The organism is Pseudomonas sp. NPDC099000, assembly GCF_044759925.1.
GTDB lineage: Bacteria > Pseudomonadota > Gammaproteobacteria > Pseudomonadales > Pseudomonadaceae > Aquipseudomonas.
This window is the reverse complement of sequence record NZ_JBIWAF010000043.1, coordinates 11,135-35,487: the sequence shown is the minus strand read 5'-3', so window position 1 is coordinate 35,487 and position 24,353 is coordinate 11,135. Positions and strand designations below refer to the sequence as shown.

General features: G+C 60.4%; 11 protein-coding genes and 2 pseudogenes. 3 read left to right on the top strand and 10 right to left on the bottom strand.

Annotated elements, in window-relative coordinates:
* Nucleotides 1-154: 154 nt before the first annotated feature.
* From ACIQV9_RS27745 to ACIQV9_RS27735, 3 genes and pseudogenes are all read right to left on the bottom strand, one after another.
* Nucleotides 155-509 (bottom strand): annotated as a pseudogene (locus ACIQV9_RS27745) (PepSY domain-containing protein); the annotation flags it as partial.
* Nucleotides 510-726: 217 nt separating this feature from the next.
* Entirely contained in the window at nt 727-1,740 is a 1,014-nt protein-coding gene (locus tag ACIQV9_RS27740; RefSeq protein WP_403108219.1) for a FecR domain-containing protein, read from the bottom strand.
* Nucleotides 1,741-1,787: 47 nt separating this feature from the next.
* Nucleotides 1,788-1,913: pseudogene (locus tag ACIQV9_RS27735) on the bottom strand (sigma factor-like helix-turn-helix DNA-binding protein); the annotation flags it as partial.
* 328 nt (nt 1,914-2,241) lie between these two features.
* Here ACIQV9_RS27735 and ACIQV9_RS27730 point away from each other — a divergent pair.
* Nucleotides 2,242-4,122, top strand: a complete 1,881-nt coding sequence (locus ACIQV9_RS27730; protein ID WP_403108216.1) for a methyl-accepting chemotaxis protein — start codon at nt 2,242-2,244, stop codon at nt 4,120-4,122.
* A 136-nt stretch (nt 4,123-4,258) separates the two neighbouring features.
* Here ACIQV9_RS27730 and ACIQV9_RS27725 read toward each other — a convergent pair whose 3' ends face one another.
* From ACIQV9_RS27725 to ACIQV9_RS27705, 5 genes are all read right to left on the bottom strand, one after another.
* Nucleotides 4,259-4,726 (bottom strand): SRPBCC family protein, encoded by a 468-nt coding sequence (locus ACIQV9_RS27725; RefSeq protein WP_403108213.1) that lies wholly within the window; start codon nt 4,724-4,726, stop codon nt 4,259-4,261.
* A 22-nt stretch (nt 4,727-4,748) separates the two neighbouring features.
* Entirely contained in the window at nt 4,749-8,159 is a 3,411-nt protein-coding gene (locus ACIQV9_RS27720; RefSeq protein ID WP_403108211.1) for an amino acid adenylation domain-containing protein, read from the bottom strand.
* Between the two features lie 13 nt (nt 8,160-8,172).
* On the bottom strand, nt 8,173-9,102 hold the full coding sequence (locus tag ACIQV9_RS27715; RefSeq protein WP_403108209.1) for a diiron oxygenase: 930 nt from the start codon (nt 9,100-9,102) through the stop codon (nt 8,173-8,175).
* Nucleotides 9,099-9,875 carry a DUF3050 domain-containing protein gene (locus tag ACIQV9_RS27710; protein WP_403108206.1) on the bottom strand — a complete coding sequence of 259 codons (777 nt, stop codon included), beginning with the start codon at nt 9,873-9,875 and terminating at the stop codon, nt 9,099-9,101. The genes ACIQV9_RS27715 and ACIQV9_RS27710 overlap by 4 nt, the downstream gene beginning before the upstream one ends.
* 699 nt (nt 9,876-10,574) lie before the next feature.
* Nucleotides 10,575-11,285: a GntR family transcriptional regulator gene (locus ACIQV9_RS27705; RefSeq protein ID WP_403108203.1), complete on the bottom strand. Its 711-nt coding sequence runs from the start codon at nt 11,283-11,285 to the stop codon at nt 10,575-10,577.
* Nucleotides 11,286-11,505: 220 nt separating this feature from the next.
* Between ACIQV9_RS27705 and lapG the strand changes: the two genes are divergently transcribed.
* Complete coding sequence (gene lapG / locus ACIQV9_RS27700) at nt 11,506-12,198, top strand: cysteine protease LapG (RefSeq protein WP_403108201.1); 693 nt, start codon at nt 11,506-11,508, stop codon at nt 12,196-12,198.
* A 14-nt stretch (nt 12,199-12,212) separates the two neighbouring features.
* Nucleotides 12,213-14,159, top strand: a complete 1,947-nt coding sequence (lapD, locus tag ACIQV9_RS27695) for a cyclic di-GMP receptor LapD (RefSeq protein WP_403108198.1) — start codon at nt 12,213-12,215, stop codon at nt 14,157-14,159.
* A 152-nt stretch (nt 14,160-14,311) separates the two neighbouring features.
* On the opposite strand, the gene ACIQV9_RS27690 is transcribed toward lapD, so the two are convergent.
* Nucleotides 14,312-14,650: a tryptophan synthase subunit beta gene (locus ACIQV9_RS27690; RefSeq protein ID WP_109627175.1), complete on the bottom strand. Its 339-nt coding sequence runs from the start codon at nt 14,648-14,650 to the stop codon at nt 14,312-14,314.
* A 148-nt stretch (nt 14,651-14,798) separates the two neighbouring features.
* Nucleotides 14,799-24,353 (bottom strand): immunoglobulin-like domain-containing protein (locus ACIQV9_RS27685; protein WP_403108197.1); only part of this gene is annotated, 9,555 nt, incomplete at its 5' end.

The window sequence follows — 24,353 nt, the reverse complement described above, 5'->3', positions numbered from 1 at the left end:
CCGAACTCAGCAGTGAAACGATGCATCGCCGATGGTAGTGTGGGGTTTCCCCATGTGAGAGTAGGTCATCGTCAAGATTGAATTCCGAAACCCCTGTCTGCTAACGCAGACAGGGGTTTTGTCTTTCTGCAGCCTTAATAAGCTTCCCTCGAGACTACCTTTTGCGCACCTTACTGCTTTGACGAGCCAGCAACTTGCGCCGCCAGATATAGATCCCGGTCACCGACAACCTGCAATCAAAACACCCAACACGGCAATCAAGACTTGCCCGGTGAACCCGATGATTCGCCCTCCGTGTATCGGCAATTGCAGCTTGTAAAAACGTTCTCCCAAGGTGCCCTGCCCGGCGATCTCCTGCCCGAGTAGTCGCCCGTCTGTACCATGGAGAACAGCGAGGACTTACCATGGGCCTCGGTATCAGCATTGCGCGCAAACTGGTTGAGTACATCGTTCAATGGACCGGCGCCGATGTTGTAGCGATGGCTGCTGGCTTCGCTGCCCTGCGCCGCAACGGCAACTGTTGGCAATAAGGCGACACCCAGCGCGGTAGAGAACAGCGCCGCGCGAACGGCGTGGCGCAAAATGCAGGTGTCCGCAGTGAAACAAGGAAGGTTCTTACCGATGGAGCGCACAGAAATTGTAGGCTTCCGTAGGAAGTCGCCGAAGTCAGAGTTGCAGTGCTTACTGACTAAGCCGCGCTTGCACGGAAAACCCGCCAAAAATAATTCAGACTTGCCGCTCCAGCGTCACCCACCAGCGAGTGCGGTAGCCCAACTGCACGGGCAGGGTTTGCGGCAGGATGGCCAGCAGCCTGTCGGTGTTCTCCAGGCGGAAGACTCCGGACAGCCGCAAGTCGGCAATGTCCGATGAGCACGTCAGATAACCGTGCCGGTAGCGTGCGACTTCATTGAGAAAATCCCCCAGGCGCATGTTACGTGTGACGATCAGACCATCGACCCACGCGCCGGCATCCATATCCAGCAGCGCAGCCAGTTTCGCCTGGTGGTGATCGATCAAATAACTCTGTCCGGCCTGTACCCGAATCGACTCACCGTCGGCGCCCCGCGGCGAATGAATCGCGACCATGCCGCTGGTGACACTGAGCCGTGTGCAATCATTGTCCTGACGCAGGATGAACCGCGCCCCCACACCTTCATATACGCCGTGACGACTGTGCACCCGCAATGGTCGATCAAATGGAGACGCTTCGTCGATCCCGCCACAGGTCACGATGATCTCGCCGCGAGTCAGCTTGATCAGCCGTTGCTGCGCGGTGTAGTCGAGATCCACCGCGCTGGCGGTGTTGAGCTCCAGGCGTGTGCCGTCGAGTAGTTGGAAGCCGCGTCGCTCACCCGTGGCAGTGGCGAAGTCGGCGGTCCATTGTTGCCAACCCACCGCATCCTTTCCCAGCCAAGCCGCCGAACCCATCAGCAATGCACCCGACAGCAACTTCAGAGCCTGTCGTCGTCCCAATCCCTGGGCACTGTTTTCCAATGTGTTTAAGGCGACTTGAGCACCGGGCACGGCGCGCAGATTGCTGCTCAGCTCGGCTTGCAGGGACTGCACCCGCTGCCACGCCAATTCGTGTTCTAAATGCTCCGCGCGCCAGACGTCGCATTCCTGGCGCAGCCTCGGATTGGTCGCGTTGTTGCGCAGTCGCAGCAGCCAATTGATGGCCTGTTTGACCACCTGCTGATGAGGTTCACCGCGCCGGTGAAGTGACGAGTTATCCACAGGCATCAAGCTTCATACCGCAAGAGATAACAGTGATACAGCGCATCAGCGACTTAACGCTCCACCGAACGCAGGGATAAACCCATCTGCTCGGCAATCTGCTTGTGGGTAAGTGCTTCGCACAGCGCCAGAAATGCCTGACGCACTTTCGGCTTAAGTCCTTCAAGCATGCGGATGACTGTACTGCAAACTCAGGAGAGGACATGAACGCGAAAGCCTGAACGTCACAAATGATAATTGGTCGCATTGTCATCAAGGGTTACGGAGTTTGCAACTGCCGGTCGAACAACTGTTATCACAAAAAAACAATTCAACAGCTCTGGCACGCCGTTCGGCGGGAATACCGGGCATTTCTTACAAACCCCTAAGATTTCTCTGATTGGTGCCGACAGACTGGAGAGACATGCGTGCACCAAAGTAGAGCGGCCGAAGAATGCCGCCTGCGCTGTTACATGGAATGTTGCACCTGGAACGCATCCCCACTTTTTGCATAAGAAGTCCCATGAAATGAATCTCAAGTTCAGCCATAAAATCCTTCTGGCCGCCTCCGGCGTCGTGGTGCTGGCTTTTGCGTTGTTCACTTTGTACAACGATTATCTGCAGCGAAACACCATCCGGCAAAACCTCGAGTCCTCTGTCCAGCAAGCCGGCGACCTGACCGCCAGTAGCGTGCAGAACTGGATGAGCGGCCGTGTGCTGGTCCTGGAAAACCTCGCACAGAACGTCGCTCATCAAGGCGCCAACGCGGACCTTCCGGGCCTGGTTGATCAACCGGCCTTCACCTCGAACTTCCAGTTCACCTACGTTGGCCAGGCCAATGGTGTGTTCACTCAACGCCCCGACGCGAAGATGCCGGACGGATACGATCCGCGTCAGCGCCCGTGGTACAAACAAGCCGTGGCAGCCGACAAGACCATGCTGACGCCGCCGTACATGGCCGCCGTCGGTGGCTTGGTGGTGACGATCGCCATGCCGGTGAAAAAGAACGGCGAATTGCTCGGCGTGGTCGGCGGTGATCTGAGTCTGGAAACCCTGGTGAAGATCATCAACTCGGTGGACTTCGGTGGCATCGGCCACGCGTTCCTGGTCAGCGCCGACGGTCAGGTGATCGTCAGCCCGGACAAAGACCAGGTGATGAAAAACCTGAAAGACATCTACCCGAATTCTGGCGTGCGCATCGAGAAGGGCAATCAGGACGTCACTCTGAACAAGCAGGACCGCATCCTCTCGTTCACCCCGGTGAGCGATTTGCCGAATGCCGAGTGGTACATCGGTCTGTCGATCGACAAGGACAAGGCCTACGCACCACTGAGCCAATTCCGCACCTCGGCGCTGATCGCCATGTTCATCGCCGTCAGCGTTATTGCGGGGCTGCTGAGCCTGCTGATCAATGTGCTGATGCGTCCGCTGACCACCATGGGCCGCGCGATGCAGGACATCGCCCAGGGTGAAGGCGACCTGACCCGTCGTCTGTCCGTGGAAAGCAAAGACGAATTCGGCGAGTTGGGCGGTTCGTTCAACCAGTTCGTGGAACGGATTCACGCGTCGATTTCCGAGGTGTCCTCGGCGACCCGTCAAGTCCACGATTTGTCGCAACGGGTGATGGCATCGTCCAACGCCTCGATCATCGGCTCAGACGAACAAAGCGCACGCACCAACAGCGTGGCCGCCGCCATCAACCAATTGGGCGCCGCCACCCAGGAAATCGCCCGCAATGCCGCCGATGCTTCGCAGCACGCCAGCGGTGCGAGCGAGCAGGCGGACGACGGCCGTCAGGTGGTGGAGAAAACCATCCTGGCCATGACCGAGCTGTCGCAGAAAATCAGCCTGTCCTGCACCCAGATCGAAACCCTGAACGCGAGCACTGACAACATCGGGCACATTCTCGATGTGATCAAAGGCATCTCCCAACAGACCAACTTGCTCGCGCTCAACGCCGCCATCGAAGCGGCGCGTGCCGGTGAAGCCGGCCGTGGTTTTGCGGTTGTGGCGGACGAAGTGCGCAACCTGGCGCATCGCACGCAGGAGTCGGCGGAAGAGATTCACAAGATGATCACCTCGCTGCAGATCGGTTCTCGCGAAGCGGTGACGACCATGAACGCCAGTCAGGTCTCCAGCGAAGAGAGCGTCGAAGTGGCGAACCAGGCCGGTCTGCGTCTGGTCAGCGTGACCCAGCGTATCGGCGAAATCGACGGCATGAACCAGTCGGTGGCGGCGGCGACCGAAGAGCAGACGGCGGTGGTGGAAACCCTCAACGTCGACGTTAACCAGATCAACTTGCTGAACCAGCAGAGCGTGGCGAACCTCAATGAAACGTTGAAGGATTGTGATGCGTTGTCGTTGCAGGCGAACCGGTTGAAGCAGTTGGTGGACAGCTTCAAGATCTGATCGCGTTATGGGTCAATCGCGGGCAAGCCCGCTCCCACAGGATTTTCGGCGAACACAAGATTTGTGTACGACCGCAATACTGTGGGAGCGGGCTTGCTCGCGAAAGCGGTACAACAATCACCGCTGAACCAAAGCCCTACACAAACAGCTTCAACACATTACTCATCGCATCATCCGCAAACCCCTGCACAAACTCCTTGAACCCCGGCAACGCCTCGGCACCTCCCTGCGCTGGTTCGGCAATGATGGTCCAGGTCGCCCGCGACTTGCCCGTGCCTAGCGGTTCAACACTCATCGCCGCCCACAAGTTGGCCACACCCAGCGTGTTGTAAATGGTGGTCCACGTCATGTTCAGCGCCTGGTCATCCCGCGAGTTGAGTTGCTCGACCACCACGTTGCCGTCCTTGAAGATCTTCTTGCGCAGTGACGATACGCCTTCGCCCGTCATCTCGATGTGCGAAAGCGCCGGAATGAATTGATCGAAGCCGGCAAAGTTGCCGACCACCGCCCAGACCTGCGAGGCATCCGCCGGCACTTCCACTGAAGACACGACGTGGCAACCTTGAGGGTTTTTGATCAGGGTATCGGGTTGCAGGGTTTTCATGGTTTTGCTCCGGTTGAGTGAGTCAGATGAAATTGATTTCTTTGAGGTAGTCGCAGCCGCGACGCAGCAGCGCCGGGGATTTTTCCGGGTAGTGCGCGCCCATCTGCCGAACGCCGGCCTGGGCGTTGTCGTGGCCGATCATCGAGATGTCGCCGATGTCTTCCTCGAAGCCGTTGAGGTAGAAACCGAGTACGCCGAACAGCGCGTTGTCGCTGTCGACTCGGCCAAGTTGCTGCTGCCAGTCGGCGACGCTGACCATGGAGAATTCCCGGCCGGCCTCACGGAATGACGCGACATAATCGTCCCAGCTCAAAGGTTCGGGGTTGTGCAGGTTGAACACCGCTTTTTCAGGCGAATAACGGCTGGCATGGAAGCCGATAAAGCGAGCGAGAAAGTCCACCGGCATCAGATCAAAGTTCAGCGCGAACTCCGGCACCTGGCCGAGCTGGATCGAGCCCTTGAGCATCAGCATCAAGCGATTTTTGTGCGGCTGACAGACGCCGGTCAGGCTGTTGAAGCTGATATTGCCGGGGCGATAAAGATTGACCCTCACCCCAAGTTCACGCGCTCGTTCGAGGATTCGTTCGCCGACCCACTTGGACAGGTTGTAGCCGTTCTTGATGTAGATCGGCGGCGTCTGCGCTGCGGGTAATTCCAGCACCCGGCCATCTTCGGCAATCGTGCTGGACGCCGAGAGTGTGGAAACGAAGTTGAAGATCTTCTTGCTGCGCCCCTCGCACAGCCGAAGGCATTCGAAAATCGGCTCGACGTTGTCCCTCACCAGCGACTCGTAATCGAGCACGTGATTGACGTTGGCGGCGTTGTGCACCAGCGCGCCGAACTCTCGATCGAGGCGCTCGTAAACGTCCGCATCGAGTCCCAATGCCGGGCGCGTAATGTCCGCCGCGTAAACCTGCACCCGACTCAGGTCCAGGTGCTCCAGACGGTTTTCCCGCAACGCATGAGCGAAGCGCTCCGCCGCCGATTGCCCGCCGCCATCGCGCACCAGGCAGGCGACTTCACTGACGCCCCACGCCAGCAACGCCTCGACGATGTGCACACCGACAAAACTGTTGGCGCCAGTGACGATCACCTTGTGCACATCGCCCATACGGCTGATGGGCAGCGGCTGAATATCCAGCTCGCGGAAGGCATCCGCCAGCGCTTGCGCGCTCAGGACTTCCTCGGTGCCGGAGCCGCGCACCAACGTCGCCAGCTTCGCAATGGTCGGCAATTCAATGAAGCGGTTGATCGAGATGCTGCGGCCGAATTCCTCTCGCAATCGCAGCAGCATCCGTGACAACAGAATCGAGTGGCCGCCCAGATTGAAGAAGCTTTCGTCGGTCGAAATATCGCTGGCCGGCAGCTCCAGCAGCTCAGCCCAGATCTCCAGCAACAGCGCTTCATCGGCACTGGCGGGCAAGCGCCGCGCCGTGTTTTCGGTAACATTCACCGGCATCGCCAGCAGCGCTTTGCGGTCGACTTTGCCGTTACTGGCGAACGGCATGCTCGGCAGTTCGGTCCAGGCGCCGGGTTGCATGTAGTCCGGCAAAAACTGCATCGCATGAGCCTTCAAGGCTTCGCGAGCAACACCCGGTTGGTCCTCCTGAGGTTGCGCGAGGAACGCCAGAATCCGACGTTGGCTGTCGATGACCACCGCCACCTGACGGTACAACTGACTGTCGCGCAGGCAGCGTTCGATCTCTTCCGGCTCGACGCGAAAGCCGCGGATTTTCACCTGATTGTCCCGCCGTCCGCACAGCTCGATGCCGTCGCGGGTCCATTTCGCCATGTCACCGGTACGGTAGGCGCGCAGGCGCTGGCCGTCCGGCAAGTTCAAGTCCAGGTAGCGCTCGGCGGTCTGCTGCGGGTTGTTCAGATAGCCCAGGCACACACCCGGCCCGACGATGTACAACTCACCGACGGTCTGCTCGGCCACCGGCTGAAACGCTTCGTCGAGAATCAGTACCTGGCTGTTGGCAATCGGCGCCCCGAGGGTACGGTTGCTGTCGCCAGCGCGCAGTTGGCGCGCGGTGATCAGCACCGTGGCTTCGGTCGGGCCATAGAGGTTGTAGAGGTTGCCCTGACGGGTGAGCTGCTCGATGACGTAGGGTTCGCAGACATCGCCGCCGGTCATCACGTGATCCAGGACCTGCAGCTGATCCAGCGGCAGAATGCTCAACAGCGCCGGAGGTAAAAACGCATGGCTGAGGCGTTGATGGCGAATCAGCTCGACCAGTTGCAACGGATCGCGGCGCTGGTCGTCGCTCGGCACGATCAGTTCGGCGCCCTGAAGCAGAGTCGGGAAAATATCGATCAGTGACGAGTCGAAACTCAACGACGAAAACTGCAAGGCCCGACTGTGTTCGGTCAGCTGCACATAGTCGGCATACCACGCGGTGAAGTGCGCGAGATTGGCCTGGCTGAGCAGCACGCCTTTGGGATGCCCGGTGGTGCCCGAGGTGTAGAGCGCCATGCACGGCGCATCGAGGTCGGGGCGCTGGCGCATCAAGGGTTGGCTGAGGTCCACGTCATCAAAGTCGATGCAGCTGATGTCCAGCCCCGGCATTACGTCGGCGAGGGGGTGTTGCCCGTCATGCAGCAACAACACCGCCCCGGCATTCGAAAGGATGTACTGCTGACGTTGCAGCGGATGGCTCGGCTCCAGCGGCAAATACACCGCGCCGCTGCCCAGAGTCGCCAGGATCCCTGCATACAGAGCACTGCATTTTGGCAGACAAATCCCGACCACCAAGGGCCCTTGATGCTGAGCGAGCAACGGCAGCAAGCGTTGCTGAATCGCACGGCTCTGGGCGTGCAATTGCCGATAGCTCAGCGATGTACCTTCGATGTTCAGCGCGGGTCGTTCGGCGGACTTGATGAAGCGCTGTTCGAGGCGCTCGATCATCGGGATCCGGGCGAGTTCTTGCAGCCACGGTTGAGCCGTGTTGTTGAGTTGATGAGTGAAGGCCAGGCGCTCTAAAAACAGCAGGTTTTCCACGCGCTCAAAGTGAGCGTGAGCAGCCGGTTCAGCGTGCAAAAAATATTCTGCATCCCGGGAGAATCGGCTGACCAGCAGCGTGACATGGTCCACCAGTTCCGCTACCGCTCGCAGGCGCAACGCCTGGCCGTTTCCAGATGGTTCATCGGCAATCGGCACGCGCGTGAACAGCGTCGATCCCTGCATGCACAGCAGGTCCATCGGCGGTAGCCCAGAGACGCTTGGCACGCCAATTCCCAGTTGCAGTGTCAGATGCGGCGCATCACCCGGGACTGAAAACGCCTGGCTGGCGTCGTCAATCAGCAGATCGAACGACGGCGTCTCCTCGAACGCCTCGAGCCGCACCAGCGAATGACCCTGTTGTTCAAGCTCCAGCGCCAGGTCGGTCAAGGCCTGGCTTTGCCCAATGAGCAGAATGTCGAGACGTCTCATGATGTTCTCCTCGTTAAACCAGGTAGTCGCTGAGGGCGTCTTGTACGCACGGCGAATCCAGCAGCGAACTGCTGCGGAAAAACCGCACGATGTTGGCGACCAGTGGGTGGTGACGATTGATCGGGAAGGCCAGCCCCGAGATTTCGTTCTTGAGTGCCTGGCGTGCCGCGTCGCTGATCTGCAAGGCTTCGATCAAGCGGAAGTCGAAGGACTTCTGGATGTCGTTGGTCAGGTAATGGCCGATGAACACCGGCAGGATTTGCGCGATGAGCTGGCGGTCGTATTCGCTCGCGGTATGCCAATAAATGCGCACCATCCGCGACCAGAACCCGGAGTGGCGGCCCTCGTCGAGCAAGTGATCGGCCATCAGGCCCTTGATCGACTGCTTGACCGTGTCGTCCTTGGCGAACGCCGCCACATCGCCGGTCACGGTGTTCTCGGCGATGGCCACACAGATCAGTTCCACGGCGCTGCGCAAATGCTCCGGTGCAAGGGCCACGGCCGCCGGAATCGCCCGGCTCAGCTCGATTTCATCCGGCAGCCGGATCGGCGTGATGCCGGTCATGGCGACGGTCTGCTGCATGAAGTCCATGGCCACCAGCGCGTGGTAATCCTCGTCCACCACCACGGTCATGGCGTCATAGCGACAGGCAAACGGGAACGCCACGGCGAAGCGATTCTTGGCGATGCTGCGGGCGGTCTTGTCGACGATTTCGGTTTCGAAAATCACCACGTCGTTGATGAATTTGTAGAGCGTCTGCACCAGCGCGAAGTCCCGTTGTTCCGGGCATTCACGCAGGAAGGTTTCACTCAGCACCAGTGGTTGGCGGCTCAACGGGTAGATCAGCTTGTCATCGTTCTCCAGCACCCGCCGGGGCCGTGTGCGGATGGTCGCGCGGCTTTCCCAGGCGTCGGCGAAGGACTGGTAGTCGGCGGCGTTCATGCGTTCACCTCTGCGACCGGTTCGCTCATGCTCAGGCGCAGGCCGTCCCACAGGGCGATGCGGCTTTCCACGGCGGCAATGGCGCTGGCGTAGACGTCTTCTTCGCGTTGCGAATCGCCATTGACCAGCCGTGCGAGGAGTTTTTCTGCTGCCGGGCCGTGGTCCTCTGAGTCGACTTCGATGTGCCGCTCCAGGTAGTACCGGAAGGTTGGCGCTTGCTCGATGCCGATGCCCCAGTCGTCGAGAATCCGCTGGAACATCTGAGGAATAACGCTCTCACGACCATGCAAAAACGCTGCGGCAACGCTATGTCCCGGTGCATGCAGCGCGGTGTGCAAGGTGTGCCGGACGAACTGCGCAGCCGCCGGGTCGACATCAACGCTTTGCAACGCCACGTCGTAACTCACGCCTTCCTGTTGCAACGCCACGAAGCGTTCCACGGCGACCGTGCTGGCACCGACTTCGCGCATCGCATCCAGGTACAACTCAAAATGACTGTAATGACCTTGGGCCGGCCGATCATCGGACTCTTCACCCAGCACAATCTCATTGATAAGACGCGCGGCCTGTGGATCTCGCGGCGGCAACCAAGGCAGTTGAACGCAGGTCAGTTCCTGTTGCAGGCGTTTGGTCAGCGACATGAAATCCCACACCGCAAAGACATGGGTTTCCATGAAGCGCTGAAGTACCGAGAGTGAATGTATTTCAGAGAAGATCGGGTGTGCACTAAGTTCTGCTTTCTTCTGGTTGAGGCGTTCTTTATTCGTTTTCATGAGCGAGCCTATAAGTGATCTGGAAATGCCGTTAAGGGTGTTGTGATCAATAAGTGACGGTCGTTTAACGTTTTTTGTTGGCGAGCGGATGCCTCAATTAAATTGATGTCATCAAGTGCGATGCAGTCGTTTTGGTGCCGTGTTTATTGGCGGCGGACAAAAACTAATACACGAATAAAGTGTCGGGCAAGTTATTTTTATATTATTTGCAAGTTGGGTTTTCTTGCGCGCGACAAGTTCCAATAAAACTATAAGAGCTAGTTTTATTTGGGCGTAGTTGCTCCTTTCGGCGAAGTATCGTCAAAATTCAAATAAAGAGTGAATGCCTCACTCAAAGCAACTTTCAAAGTTGTTCCGTTGAATGCTTCAAGGGGGTGGAAGTTGGCTGGGATTGACGCCGGTGCTTCCTTTCCCGTGACAAGACTCCTTCCGTAGGTTCTTGGTGCGAGGACTGCGCCGCCATGGCGGTGCGTCGCCCGTTCATTATTCGTTGGCAGCCCAAGAGTGAGCGTAAATCACGGCCGCCGCTATCGCCCGGACGTCATCTTTGCTGGCGTATTGATGGAACTTGAGGGAGGTCAATCGAAGGCAGGCTTGGGAGGGGAGGTGCGGTCGCTGAAGCGGGGGATGTGTAAGGACATTATTCACGGCAAACGCGGCGCGCAGTTCGAACTGCGCGCTCAGGCTTGGCGCCGGGGTTTACCTGGAGGTTTTCTTGTTCAGCGCTTCAGGGCTGTTGAGGTAGCGCGTGATGACCTCGACACCGCGATTGAGGTGGTGCTCGAGCAGCTTCACCGAACGCTCGATGTCGCGGTCTTCGACGGCCAGCAACAGTGCTCGGTGGTCTTCCTGGGATAATTTGCCCAGGCCCATGGCTTCCAGGTTGAAGCGCAGGAAGCGTTCCTCTTCGTTCAAGCCGTCTTCAATCAGTCTCAAGAGCCGATGGTTAGGCGCCTTGCTGTAGAGCGACATGTGAAACAGGCGATTGAGCCGTCCGATCTCGGCGTAGTCGTGTTCTGTTTCCATGCTATCGATATAGCGGGCACCGTCTTCGAAATCCTTTGTATCAAGCAAGGGAACCGACAGGCGCAGCGCCTCGGATTCCAGCAGAATCCGTAACGCATAAGTTTCGACGGCATCACCCTGGACCAGCGGTGCAACCACCGCGCCTTTATGGGCGATGACATTCAGCAGCGACTGGGCTTCAAGTTGGCGCAAGGCTTCGCGCACCGGCATACGGCTGACACCGAACAGGTCGGCCAGATCTTGCTGGCGCAAAGCGGTGCCGCAGGGAATGCGTCCGTCGAGAATGGCCGAACGCAGGGTTTCTTCGATCACCGAACGTGCGAGGTGAGCGGGAATCGGCCCGTTGACCTTGATGCTGCTGAGGGGGTTGGGCTTTTGTGTCACGACTACGCACCCTGATTGGCTGAAATATTTGGATCCAAATGGACACTAGTGACTGCCATGCTGCTTGTCAAACGGACAAAAGATCGCAGTCCGCGACTTTTCATGTCACTCACCATTCAAAGTCTAGCGCGTCGCCAGTGATTGCACCGTGCCATTGTCTTTTAACGGACTAACCTGCACCATCAACCGAATTCCACCTGCCTGACCTGGATGCCTCGCATTGGCGGTACGTTTCGCGATCCCTCGGACTTTGCGCTGGCTGTGCTGCGCGTTGCTGCTGGCCGGCGTCATGCTGGGCGGGCTGCATGCCGATTGGGATTTTTCGCTGATCAGCCGCAAGGCACAGGCCTTGTATGGGCCATTGGGCGACGGGAAGCCGCGCATCGATGCCTGGCAGCAGTTGCTGGCGACGCAAAAACAGGTCAGCGAGCTGGAACAGCTCAATGTGGTCAACCAGTTTTTCAACAAGCAGGTGCGTTACGTTGAAGACATCGACCTGTGGCACGAGGTCGATTATTGGGAAACACCCATCGAAGCCCTGTGGAAGGGCGCCGGCGACTGCGAAGACTATGCGATCGCCAAGTATTTCAGCCTGCGCCATCTCGGCGTTTCCAGTGACAAGCTGCGCATCACCTACGTCAAGGCTCTACGCCTGAACCGCGCGCACATGGTGCTGACTTACTACTCGAGCCCCGAGGCCATGCCGCTGGTCCTCGACAGCCTGATCGATGCAATAAAACCGGCCAGCCAACGAACCGACTTGCTGCCGGTCTACTCTTTCAATGCCGAAGGGTTGTGGTTGCCGGGCGCCAAGGGCAACAAGAAGGTCGGTGATACCAAGCGCCTGTCTCGCTGGCAGGACGTGTTGAAGAAAATGCAGGCCGAAGGTTTCCCGGTCGAGACGACTAACTAGGAGCACGCGCTCAGATGTCTTTGTTCAAACAGCTGTTGATCGCTATCTGTCTGTTCCTGGTGGTCGCCTTCACCGGCAGCTTCGTGGTCAGCCTGGAAAGCTCGCGCACCCAGTACGTTAACCAGTTGCGCTCCCACGCCCAGGACGCCGCGACGGCACTGGCGCTGTCCCTGACGCCGAACATCGACGACCCCGCGATGGTCGAGTTGCTGGTCAGTTCGATCTTCGACAGCGGGTATTACGCGAGCATCCGCGTGGTCGACCTCAAGACTGACCAGGCCATCGTCGAGCGCAGCGGCATTCCAGCGGTGAACAACGTGCCGGACTGGTTCGTCAAAATGATCGGCCTGGAACCGGCCGGTGGCGATGCGCTGGTCAGCCGTGGCTGGGAGCAGGCGGCGCGGGTCGAGGTGGTCAGCCATCCGATGTTCGCATTGGCCAAACTGTGGCAGAGCGCATTGGGCAGCCTCGGCTGGTTGCTGATCTGCGGTGCCGTGAGCGCAGTGTTGGGCGCGCTGTTGCTGCGTCGACAACTGAAACCGCTGGACTATATGGTCAAGCAATCCCACGCCATTGCTCGCCGCGAATTCCTCAGCCTGCCGGAACTGCCGCGCACACCGGAACTGCGCCGTGTGGTGCAGGCCATGAATCAGATGGTCGAGAAGCTCAAGGCGCTGTTTCAGGAACAGGCCGAGCGCAGCGAAAAACTGCGGGTCGAGTCCTACCAGGACAACCTCACGGGGCTGGCCAACCGTCGCTATTTCGAGATGCAGTTGAACGCCAGGGTGAGCAATCCGGAGCAGGCGAGTTCGGGTTATCTGCTGCTGTTGCGGGTCAAGGACCTGGCCGGTTTGAACCAGCGACTGGGCGGTCAGCGCACCGACCAATTGTTGCAAGCCGTGGGCGAGCAACTTTCCCGCGAGTGCGCCAAGTACCCGGAAACGCAGAACCTCGTCACACGTATCCGCGGTGGTGAATTTGCCGTGCTGGCGCCGGGGCTGGTGCGCGAAGAGGCGCTGCAACTGGCGCAGAACCTCGACAGTGCCTTGGCCAGCCTGCATGCGACCGGCGCCACTGACGTGGCCTCGGTCGCGTCGATCGGTCTTGCGCCGTTTGTTCACGGCGACTCACCGCAGGCCGTGTTGGGGCTGGGCGATCAGGCGTTGGCTCAGGCTGAAGGTCAGGGCGAACAGAGCTGGGCATGTCTCGATCACAGTGCCTCGGCCAGCGTCGGGGATGACCATCATGCCTGGAACAACTTGCTGGATCAGGCGTTGAATCAGCGGCGTTTCAAGTTGTATTTCCAACCGGTGGTGGCGAGCCAGGACACGCAACTGGTGCTGCATTACAAGGTGCTATCGCGGTTGATCGACGACGTCGGCCAGACCATTCCCGCCGGGCGCTTCCTGCCGTGGCTCGAGCGCTTTGGCTGGACCGCGCGCCTGGATCGGCTGATGTTGGAGCTGGTGCTTGAGCAGATGGCCGAGCATGAAGAGTCGCTGGCGCTGAACCTGTCTTCGGCGACGTTGGCCGATCCGCAGGCACTGAATAAAGTCTTCGAGATTTTGCGTGTTCACTCCGATCTCGGATCGCGGCTGACCCTGGAAATCGGCGAGGAGCAACTGCCCGAACAAGCGATGCTGGAAGAACTGACGCGGCGTCTGCGTGAGCTTGGGTTCTCGTTGAGCCTGCAACGGTTTGGCGGGCGCTTCAGCATGATCGGCAACCTGGCGCGGCTGGGGTTGGCGTATCTGAAAATCGACGGCAGTTACATCCGCGCGATTGATCAGGAAAGCGACAAGCGCCTGTTTATCGAGGCGATCCAGCGGGCGGCACATAGCATTGATCTGCCGTTAATTGCCGAGCGGGTGGAGACCGAAGGGGAGTTGCTGGTGATTCGGGAGATGGGGTTGTATGGGGTTCAAGGGCAGTTGTTTGGTGAGCCGAAGCCCTGGAGCTAACCCACTGATCGTTCCCACGCTCTGCGTGGGGATGCAGCCCGTGACGCTCTGCGTCACATCGTTGCCAGGCGCAATGCAGGCGGCGAGGCCGGAACGCGGAGCGTCCCTAGAGGCATTCCCACGCAGAGCGTGGGAACGATCGGCGTGTGGGCTTAAATCAACCCCGTCTCATCATCATCAATCAGATGACTCAACCCACCCAACGCCTCACGCGCCTGGGTCCGGTCCATCAGCTTGGCCTGGGCGGCGGCCGGCAGGTCGGTGACGCGGATCACGCCTTTGCTGGTCAGCACCTGGATCAAGTCGTCGAGTACCCGGATCATTTCCAGGTCGCTCTGCTTGAGCTGTTTGAGGCTGGTTTCCATCACTTCGTTGGCATACCAGGCCTGGATTTCATGGTGGTCGGCCGGCAGCGTTTCCGTGGCCTCGGCGTAGGCCGCGGCTTCCACGCGCACTAACTGACCTTGCGCATCGCGTTGCACGTAGAACATTGAGCATCCCTCAGAAATGAACCAGCGTCATGCTGTCAGCAGCATAGGCCAACTGGACGCGAGTATGCGGTGCGGCGACGAAATCGTCACCGGGGGGATGGGCGAAAACGCAACGGCCGCCCCATAAAGGCGGCCGTTTTTCGTGGGATCAGCTGTTGTTGTGATCGACTTTGATGGTCGGGTCACTCCCGGCAATCAACGTGTGAATGTTGGCGCTGGACCAGTTGTTGCCTTCCAGTTTGATCGTCACATCCGGCGTTGCGGCGGCCGCATCGCCCGAGTTGAACTTGCCGCCGGAGCTGACTTGCAGCGACGACACGCCATCCACGGTGCTGATCTTCAGGAAGTTGTCGATGGTGCTGCCGGTTTCGCCTTGCAGCAGATCGCGCAGGTCGATGCGGTCACCTTCGCTGGCCTTGAAGTCCTTGATCACGTCGCTGCCGGTGTCGCCAGCCTTCCAGACGAAGGTGTCGGCGCCCGAACCGCCAATCAGGATGTCGTTGCCCTGGCCGCCCATCAGCGAATCGTTACCCGAGCCGCCGAGCAGGATGTCATTGCCCTTGCCGCCGTCGAGCAGGTCATTGCCCCCCGAGCCGAAGAGAATGTCATTGCCCGCACCACCCAACAGCGTGTCGTTGCCATCATGGGCACCGGACACATCGAATGCGCTGTAGTGCTCGGTGATGAACTGGTGCACGTTGCTGGTGGTGACTTTGCTGACGTCCACGCCGGTTTCTTTGGCGACGAACGCCTGCATCGCCTGATAACCCTCGCCGGCGATGCCGTTGAAGCTCACCAGGTCGCCGAACAGGAGGTCGTTACCATTGCCGCCATTGACTGTGTCGGAACCTGGCAGGGTCGCTTCGGTGTGACCGATGATCGAGTTGGCCAGGTCTTTCGGATCGATGTTGGTTTGCGGCGTCTTGTCCGAGTCGTACGGCTTGAGGTCGCTGAGGGTGACGTCTTTGTTCAGGCCGATGGCTTCCACCGTCGACACCTTGTCCAGCAGCGCGAAACTGCTGGTCGAGTTGTCGATGGCGCTGGAGCCGGTGCTGCTGCCATTGCCGTCGCGATAGGACAGCTCGTAAGTGCCGTTGCCTTCAGCGCGAATGGTGCCCAGTTCGGAACTGCTCCAGTAACCGCCCCATGAGTTCTTGTACGTCTGCAGCGTGACGGTGCCGGAGTTATCGATGGTCAGGTAGTGAGTGCTGTCCAGATAACCGGAGTAGGTCTGCCCCAACTTGTAATTGGTGGTGGTGATGACGTCATCGAGCTTCACGCCGCCGAACAGGGTCGGGTTGGTCGATTCACCGCTCTGGTAGTAGGTCGGCTTGCCGTCGGTGATGAAGTACGTAAGGTTCTTCGCCCCAGTGTTGGCCATGGCGTCGGCACTCTGGAACCAGTTCGCCGTGGTTTTGAACACGTCCTCGTAGTTGGTGCCGCCGCCGGACGCCATGGAATCCAGCACCGCTTTGAGCAGGATCAGCGCATTCGGATCGTTCAGGTTCACCGAAACAGACTTGTTGACCTGGTTATCGAAGTCCGCGAGGAAGATGTTCACGGTGCCGGAGTTTCCACCCATGCTCTGCTTGAGCGTGTTGAACACTGCGGTCAGCGAGTCCTTGGCGGCGCTGATCGACGACGCGCTCATGCTGCCCGAACTGTCGACCATAAACGCGATGTTGTAGTTGGTACCCGGCACCACGGTCAGCCCGCCGATGTCGGCGACCATGATGTCGTTGCCGTCGGTGCCGGTGATGGTGTCATCGGCCGCTGTGGCGGTAATGGCGTTGTAGACCGCCGGGTAAACCGTGACCGGGATCGTCGCGGTGCTGGCCGCCGAGCCGCCGAGGGCCTCGGTGGAGGTCGAGGTCACGGTCAGGTTGAACTGGCCGTTGTAGTACGGCGGCGGGGTCACGGTCAGGGAGCCGAGGTTCCATCCGGTGACGTTGGCTTCACCCGCCGAGGTGCTGGCGGTGAAGGTGTGGCCGGCGCCATCGGTGAGCACTGAGCCTGCCGGGATGCCGCTGATCTTCACGATCAGACTTTCGGAGCCGTCAGTGTCCGTGAGCGCAGTCTTGATCGCAGACAGGTGGACGCGGGTGCCTTCGGCCGCTTCGTTGAGCTTGTAGCCGTCGTAGTAGCCTTCGCCGTTGGTGCCGTGCAAGTCGGAAACGGTCACGCCGGAAGCGGCCAGGTCTGCAACGCCGGTGTACAACGGCACGCCCGCGCTGCTCAGGTCGACCGCCGCCCCGCCGTTGACCGACAGGTTGACGTCATAGCTGCCCGGGCCGTTCTGGTTGTGGTGGTAGATGTCCAGCGTGTAGTAACCGCTGGTGGTCGGGATGAACGAACCGTTCAGGTTGCCGCCCGCACCCCAGGTGATGGCCGCGACGTTCTTGCCGCCGATGGTCACCAGCAGGCTGTCATCGCCGGTGCCGCTGAAGGTGTAAGTCTTGCCGGCTTCGAGGTAGATCAGGCCGGACGTTTTCGACGCGGTGCCAGCGGTCACGCTGCCGTCGGACTGCACGTTGGTCACGGTGGTGCTGCTGTTCGGTTTGCCGGCGGCATCGATCACCGACTTCAGGGTGTTCGACGCTGCGCCGTTGCCATCGGTGCCGAGGCCCGACAAGCCGGTCCAGACTTCCTTGATCAGCCCGGTGGATTTGACGCTGTTGTCCGCAACGCTCAAGGACGGCGCGTCAGCAACCGGCGTGATGTCGATTTTGATCGTGCCGGTGTTGCCCAGCAGCGAACCGTCGGTTGGCTGGAACTTGATCTGCGCGTAGTCCGCCAGATTGTTGCCCACGCCGGTGCCGCCGTAGCCATTGGTGCCGGATTCGTTGGCGTCCGGCAGGAAGCGCACTTTACCCGCGTCGATGTCAGCCTTGGACAGGGTCTGATTGGTCGTCACGTCGGTCCAGGTCGAACCGTTCAGGTACTGCAATTTGCCTTCGCCCGGCAGGCCGGTGATTTTCACGCCGAGGCTGGCGGCCGGACTGTCGACATCGCTGACGCCAAAGGTCGACCAGCCGAGGATCAGCGGCGTGTCTTCGGTGCCGGTGATGTTAACCGGCGCGGCGGTCGGTGCATCGTTGACTGCCACGACGTTGACGGTGGTGGTCGCGGTGTTGGAGTAGTTGCTGCCATCGGTCACCGTCACGGTGATGATCCGCGGCACGGTGCTCGGGTCTTCACTGCTGTTGGTGAAACTGATGTTCTTGATCTGCTGCATGTAGTCGGCCAGCGTCGCATTGCCGGACAGCGTCAGCGTGACGGTGCCGTCCTTGCTGTTGGCATTGATGGTGATGCCGTTGACGCTGTTGCCCAGGTTCAGCGCATCCCCCGGCTGACGGTTGGTCAGCACGATGGTCGCGCCGGTCAGCATCGTGCTGTCCGGGTCGGTGATTTTCAGGTCGGTGTCGCCGATCGATACGCCTTGGCCCGTGGTGCCTTCGGTGAAGGTCACGTTGTAGTTGGCACCGGTGGCGCCGCTGGAGTTGTTGGCGTCCAGGTCGAGCACGGGCGGCGCGTCGTTGTCGACGATCGCGGTGCTGATGCTGCCGTTGGTCGCGCTGATCGCCAGGTTCTCGAAGTTGCCGCCGGTGGCCGAGTCGATCTTGACCACGAAGTTTTCGGTGCCTTCGGTGATCCTGTCGTCCAGGGTCGCGACGTTGAAATTCGCCGTGCTGGCACCCGCCGGAATTTTCACGGTGTACACACCGGTGAAGTCCGAACCGTCCGCAGCGGTGCCGCTGTAGGTGATCTTCAGGGTGACTTCGGTCTGCGCCGGGCTCGTCAGGCTGACGGTGTAGCTGGCGGTCTGGCCTTCGGTCACCGAAGTGCTGCCGGTGAGGCTGACTTCGGTCCTGTCGAGGGTGTCGGTGACATTGGTGACGGCGGCGGCCGGGTCTTTGACCAGGTTTTCGAAATTGCCACCGGTGGCGTTGCTGATGGTCGCCTGAACAGTGCCGGCGTCTTTGTAAACGTCGTCTTTCGGCGCATCAAAGCTCACGGTGCCGGTGGTTTTGCCGGCGTCGATGGTAATGGTCGCGCCGTTGCTCAGGGTCACGGTCACAGGAGTGCCGGCCGCATGGGTCAGGTTCGCGGTGTAGACGATCGAGCCGCCTTCGGCCACGGAATCCGTCGCGCTCAGGCTGATAGTCGTAGTGTCAGCTGAGTCAGTGACGGAGGTGTCCGCCGACTTGCCGTCGACGTCCAGCTTCTCGTAGTTGCCGCCCTTGGCGTCGTCGATATTGACGCTCAGGGAACCGCCACCGGCGAGGGCATCGTTCGGCGCAACGTAGTTCACGCTGGCGCTACTCGAACCGACCGGAATGGTGATGGTCTGGCCGTTGGACAAGCTCACGACGACCGGCGAGCCAGTCACTGGAGCCGTGACGGATGCGGTGTAAACCACGGTGCCGCCTTCGGCCACGGTGCTGTTGGCCGTCAGGCTGACGGTCGAGGTGTCGACCGTGTCGGTCACATCCGTTACCGCTGCCGCTGGGTCCTTGATCAGGTTCTCGAAGTTGCCGCCAGTGGCGTCTTTGATGGTCGCCTCGACCTTGCCGGCGTCTTTGTAGACGTCATCGGCCGGCGCCTTGACGGTCACGGCTCCACTGGTCGCGCCAGCGGCGATGGTGATCACCGCGCCGTTGCTCAGGGAGACGATCACTGGCGAACCAGCCGCGTGGGTCAGGTTCGCCGTGTAAACAATCGAACCGCCTTCAGCCACGGAATCAGTCGCGCTCAAGCTCAACGTCGTGGTGTCCGCGCTGTCGGTCACTTTGGTGACGACGGCCGAGCGGTCGGTATCAAGTTTTTCGAAGTTGCCGCCAGAGCTCTCTGCGATCGCTGCCCGGACGGGCGAGGCGCCGGTGTAGACGTCATTCGGCACGGTGTACGGCGCCGAGCCGCTGGACTCGCCGGCCTTGATGTTGATCACCAGGCCGTTGTTCAGGGTCACGGTCATCGCCGTGTCGGCTGGATGGCTCAACGTGGCGGTGTAGGTGATCTGGCCACCTTCGCCGACGGTGCTCACATCGGCGCTGAGTTTCAGCGTGGTGGTGTCGACGGTGTCGTTGACGGTCGTTGTGTGTGTGGTTTTGCTGACGTCGAGTTTTTCGAAATTGCCGCCGTCGGTGCTGGCGATGCCGACGGTGATTTTGCTGCCGTCCTTGTAGACGTCATCGGCCGGCGCCGGGATGGTGATGAAACCGGACTTGTCACCGGCCTTGATCACGACGCTCTCGCCGTTGCTCAGTTTGACCGTCATGTCCGTGCCAGCGGCGTTGCTGAGGTTGACGGTGTAAGTGATGGTGCCGCCTTCGACCACGTAGTCGCTGGCGGTCATGGTCACTTTGGTGGTGTCCAGGGTGTCACTGATGGCGGTCGAGGTCGGGGTCTTGTCGGCGACCAGGTTCTCGTAATTGCCGCCCGTGACTTCCTTGATGGCATTGGTCAGCGGTTCGTGGCCGACCACTGCATCGTTCGGCGCTTTGACAGTGATCGAGGCGTTGCTTTCGCCGACCGCAATGGTGATTTTTTCGCCATTGGACAAGGTCACGACGACCGGCGAACCGGTGACCGGCGCGGTGACGGAAGCGGTGTAGACCACGTTGCCGCCTTCGGCGACAGAGGAAGTTGCCGTCAGACTGACTGTCGATGTATTGATCGTGTCAGTGACTTCAGTAACTGCTGCTGCCGGGCTGGTGACAAGGTTTTCGAAATTACCGCCGGTGGCATCCTTGATAGTCGCTTCGACTTTGCCGGCATCTTTGTAGACGTCATCGGCAGGCGCCTTGACGGTCACGGAGCCGACCGTCGCGCCAGCCGCGATGGTGATCACGGCACCGTTCGACAGGTTCACGGTGACCGGGGTGCCGGCAGCGTTGGTGAGCGTCGCGGTGTAGACGATGGAACCGCCTTCAGCCACCGAATCCGAAGCGCTCAGGCTCAGGGTGGTGGTGTCCTTGACGTCGGTCACCGAGGTGACCGCCGGGGTTTGATTCGCCACCAGGTTTTCGTAGTTGCCGCCAGTGGTGCCGTCGATTTTCACGCTCAGCGAACCACCGCCCGCCAAGGCGTCGTTCGGTGCAACGAAGTTCACGGTACCCGAACTCGCACCGACCGGAATGGTGATGAACTGGCCGTTGGACAACGCCACCACCACCGGCGAACCGGTCACTGGTGCATTGACCGACGCGGTGTAAACCACCGTGCCGCCTTCGACCGTGCTGGCCGTGGCAGTCAGGGAGACGGTGCTGTTGTTGATGGTGTCGGTCACGTCGGTGACGGCTGGCGTCTTGTCGGCCACCAGGTTTTCGAAGTTGCCACCGGTGGTCTTGGTGATGCTGGCGTCGACTTTGCCCGCGTCTTTGTAGACATCATCCTTGGGTGCGGCGAAGTTCACCGAACCGGTGGTGGCGCCCTTGGCGATGTTGATCACCGCACCGTTGCTCAACGTCACGGTCATCGCTGTACCGGCGGCATTGGTCAAGGTCGCGGTGTAGACGATCGAACCACCCTCGGCGACCGAACCGGTGGCGCTCAGGCTCAGGCCGGTGGTGTCGGCCGAATCGGTGACGGTGGTGACCGCCGGCGAATGATCGGTGACGACTTTTTCGAAGTTGCCGCCGTTGTGGCTGGCAATCGTTGTCTGGACTTTGCCGCCATCGATGTGCGGCGTGTTGGCCGGTGCAGCGAAATTGACCGAACCGGCGGTGGCGCCGGCGGCGATGTTGATTACCGCGCCGTTGCTCAACTTCACGGTCATCGCCGTGTCCGTCGGGTTGCTCAGGGTGGCGGTGTAGGTGATCTGGCCACCTTCGCTCACGGTGTGGCTGGCCGACAGGGACAGGGACGTCGTGTCCACCGTGTCTTTGACGGTGGTGGTCACGGATGCCTTGCTGATGTCGAGTTTTTCGAAGTTGCCACCGCTGGCGTCAGTCATCTTGACGGTAATCTTGCCGGCATCCTTATAGACGTCGTCGCTTGGCGCCGCGAGGGTGACCGAACCGCTGGTCTTGCCAGCCGCGATGGTGATGGTCTCGCCGTTGCTCAGCTTGACGGTCACCGGGGTTTGCGCGGCGTTGGTCAGGGTCGCGGTGTAGGTGATGTGCGAACCTTCGAGCACAGACTTATCAGCGCTGAGGGTCAGTTGTGTGGTGTTAGTGGTGTCAGCGACGTTGGTCACGGCCGGATTCGGGCTGGTAACCAGGTTCTCGAAGTTGCCGCCAGCAGCGTCCTTGATGGTGACTTCCAGTTTGCCAGCGTCTTTGTAAACGTCGTCTTTCGGTGCGTCGACGGTCACGGTGCCAGTGGTTTTACCGGCTGCAATGGTGATCACGGCACCGTTGCTCAGGGTCACGGTGACCGGAGTGCCGGCCGCATGGGTCAGGGTCGCGATGTAGACGATCGAGCCACCCTCGTTGACGTTACCAGTGGCAGTCAGCGACAGGGTGGTGGTGGCGACGGTGTCGGTCACCGTAGTGCTGACCGGGGTTTTATCGGCGACCAGATTTTCGTAGTTGCCGCCGCTGACGTTGGTGATCGAATTACTGACCGGCGCGTGGCCGCTCAGCACATCGTTCGAGACCACGGCGTTGACGGTGCCGCTGCTGGCGCCGACCGCAATGGTGATGGTCTGACCGTTGGCCAGCGTCACGATCACAGGCGAACCGGTGACAGGTGCGCCGACCGAGGCGGTGTAAACCACGGTGCCACCTTCAGCCACAGTGCTGGTGGCCGTCAGGGTGACGGTCGACGTGTCGAGGGTGTCGGTGACGCTGGTGACGGCGGCTGCCGGGTCTTTCACAAGGTTTTCGAAGTTGCCGCCAGTTGCGTCCTTGATGGTCGCTTCGACTTTGCCGGCGTCTTTGTAGACGTCATCGGCCGGGGCTTTGACGGTTACGGAACCGCTGGTGGCGCCGGCGGCGATGGTGATTACGGCACCATTGCTCAAGGTCACGGTGACTGGCGTGCCGGCGGCGTTCGTCAGGTTTGCGGTGTAAACGATCGAACCGCCTTCGGCCACGGAATCCGTCGCAGTCAGGCTCAGAGTGGTGGTGTCCGCAGAATCAGTGACCGAGGTGTCCGCCGACTTGCCATCGACGTCCAGCTTCTCGTAGTTACCGCCCTTGGCATCATCAATCTTGACGCTCAGCGAACCACCGCCAGCGAGGGCATCATTCGGTGCAACGTAGTTCACGCTGGCACTGCTGGCGCCAACAGGAATGGTGATGGTCTGGCCATTCGAGAGGCTCACAACCACTGGCGAACCGGTGACCGGAGCGGTCACGGACGCGGTGTACACCACGGTGCCGCCTTCAGCCACGGACGAAGTCGCGGTCAGGCTCACGGTCGACGTGTCGACGGTGTCGGTCACGTCAGTCACGGCCGCAGCCGGGTCTTTCACCAGGTTTTCAAAGTTGCCGCCGGTAGCGTCCTTGATGGTTGCTTCGACTTTGCCGGCATCTTTGTAGACGTCATCGGCTGGTGCCTTGACGGTCACGGAGCCGCTGGTGGCGCCGGCGGCGATGGTGATCACCGAGCCATTGCTCAGGGTCACAGTCACCGGCGTGTCTGCCGCGTTCGTCAGGTTTGCGGTGTAAACGATCGAACCGCCTTCGGCCACGGAATCCGTCGCAGTCAGGCTCAGAGTGGTGGTGTCCGCAGAATCAGTGACCGAGGTGTCCGCCGACTTGCCATCGACGTCAAGCTTCTCGTAATTGCCGCCCTTGGCGTCGTCGATTTTCACACTCAGCGAACTGCCACCAGCCAAGGCATCGTTCGGCGCGACGAAGTTGACGCTGCCACTGCTCGAACCGACCGGAATGGTGATGGTCTGGCCATTCGAAAGGGTCACGACGACCGGCGAGCCGGTCACTGGTGCGGTGACGGACGCGGTGTAAACAACGGTCCCACCTTCAGCCACAGACGAAGTCGCGGTCAGACTGACAGTCGACGAGTCCACGGTGTCGGTAATGTCGGTGACTGCCGGAACAGTGCTCGGCACCAGGTTTTCGAAGTTGCCGCCCGTAGCGTCCTTGATGGTCGCTTCGACCTTGCCGGCATCTTTATAGACGTCATCGGCCGGAGCCGGGACGCTCACGCTGCCAGTGGTGGCGCCGGCCGCGATGGTGATCACCGCGCCGTTCGAAAGGGTGACGGTGACGGGCGTGCCGGCCGGATTGGTCAGGGTCGCGGTGTACAGAATCTGACCGCCCTCGGCCACATCTGGGGACGCCGACAGGCTCAGGCCGGTGTCATCCTTCGAATCGGTAATAGTGGTCAGCGCCGGCTCGGTGCTCGGGGTCAGCTGCTCGAAATTGCCGCCGGTGGTCCCGGTGATGGTGGTGCTGACAGTGCTGCCGTTGTTGTAGACGTCATTGGCCGCCGTATCGACGGTCACGCTGCCGGTGGTCTTGCCCGCGTCGATGGTAATGACCGAGCCATTGCTCAAGGTCACGGTCATCGGCGTGCCGGCCGGGTTGGTCAGGGTGGCGGTGTAAGTGATCTGGCCGCCTTCGACGACGGTGCCGGTGGCGGTGAGGCTCAAGCCGGTGTTGTCGACTGAGTCGGTAACGGTGGTGACCGCTGGCGTGGTGCTCGGGGTCAGCTGCTCGAAATTGCCGCCGGTGGTCCCGGTGATGGTGGTGCTGACAGTGCTGCCGTTGTTGTAGACGTCATTGGCCGCCGT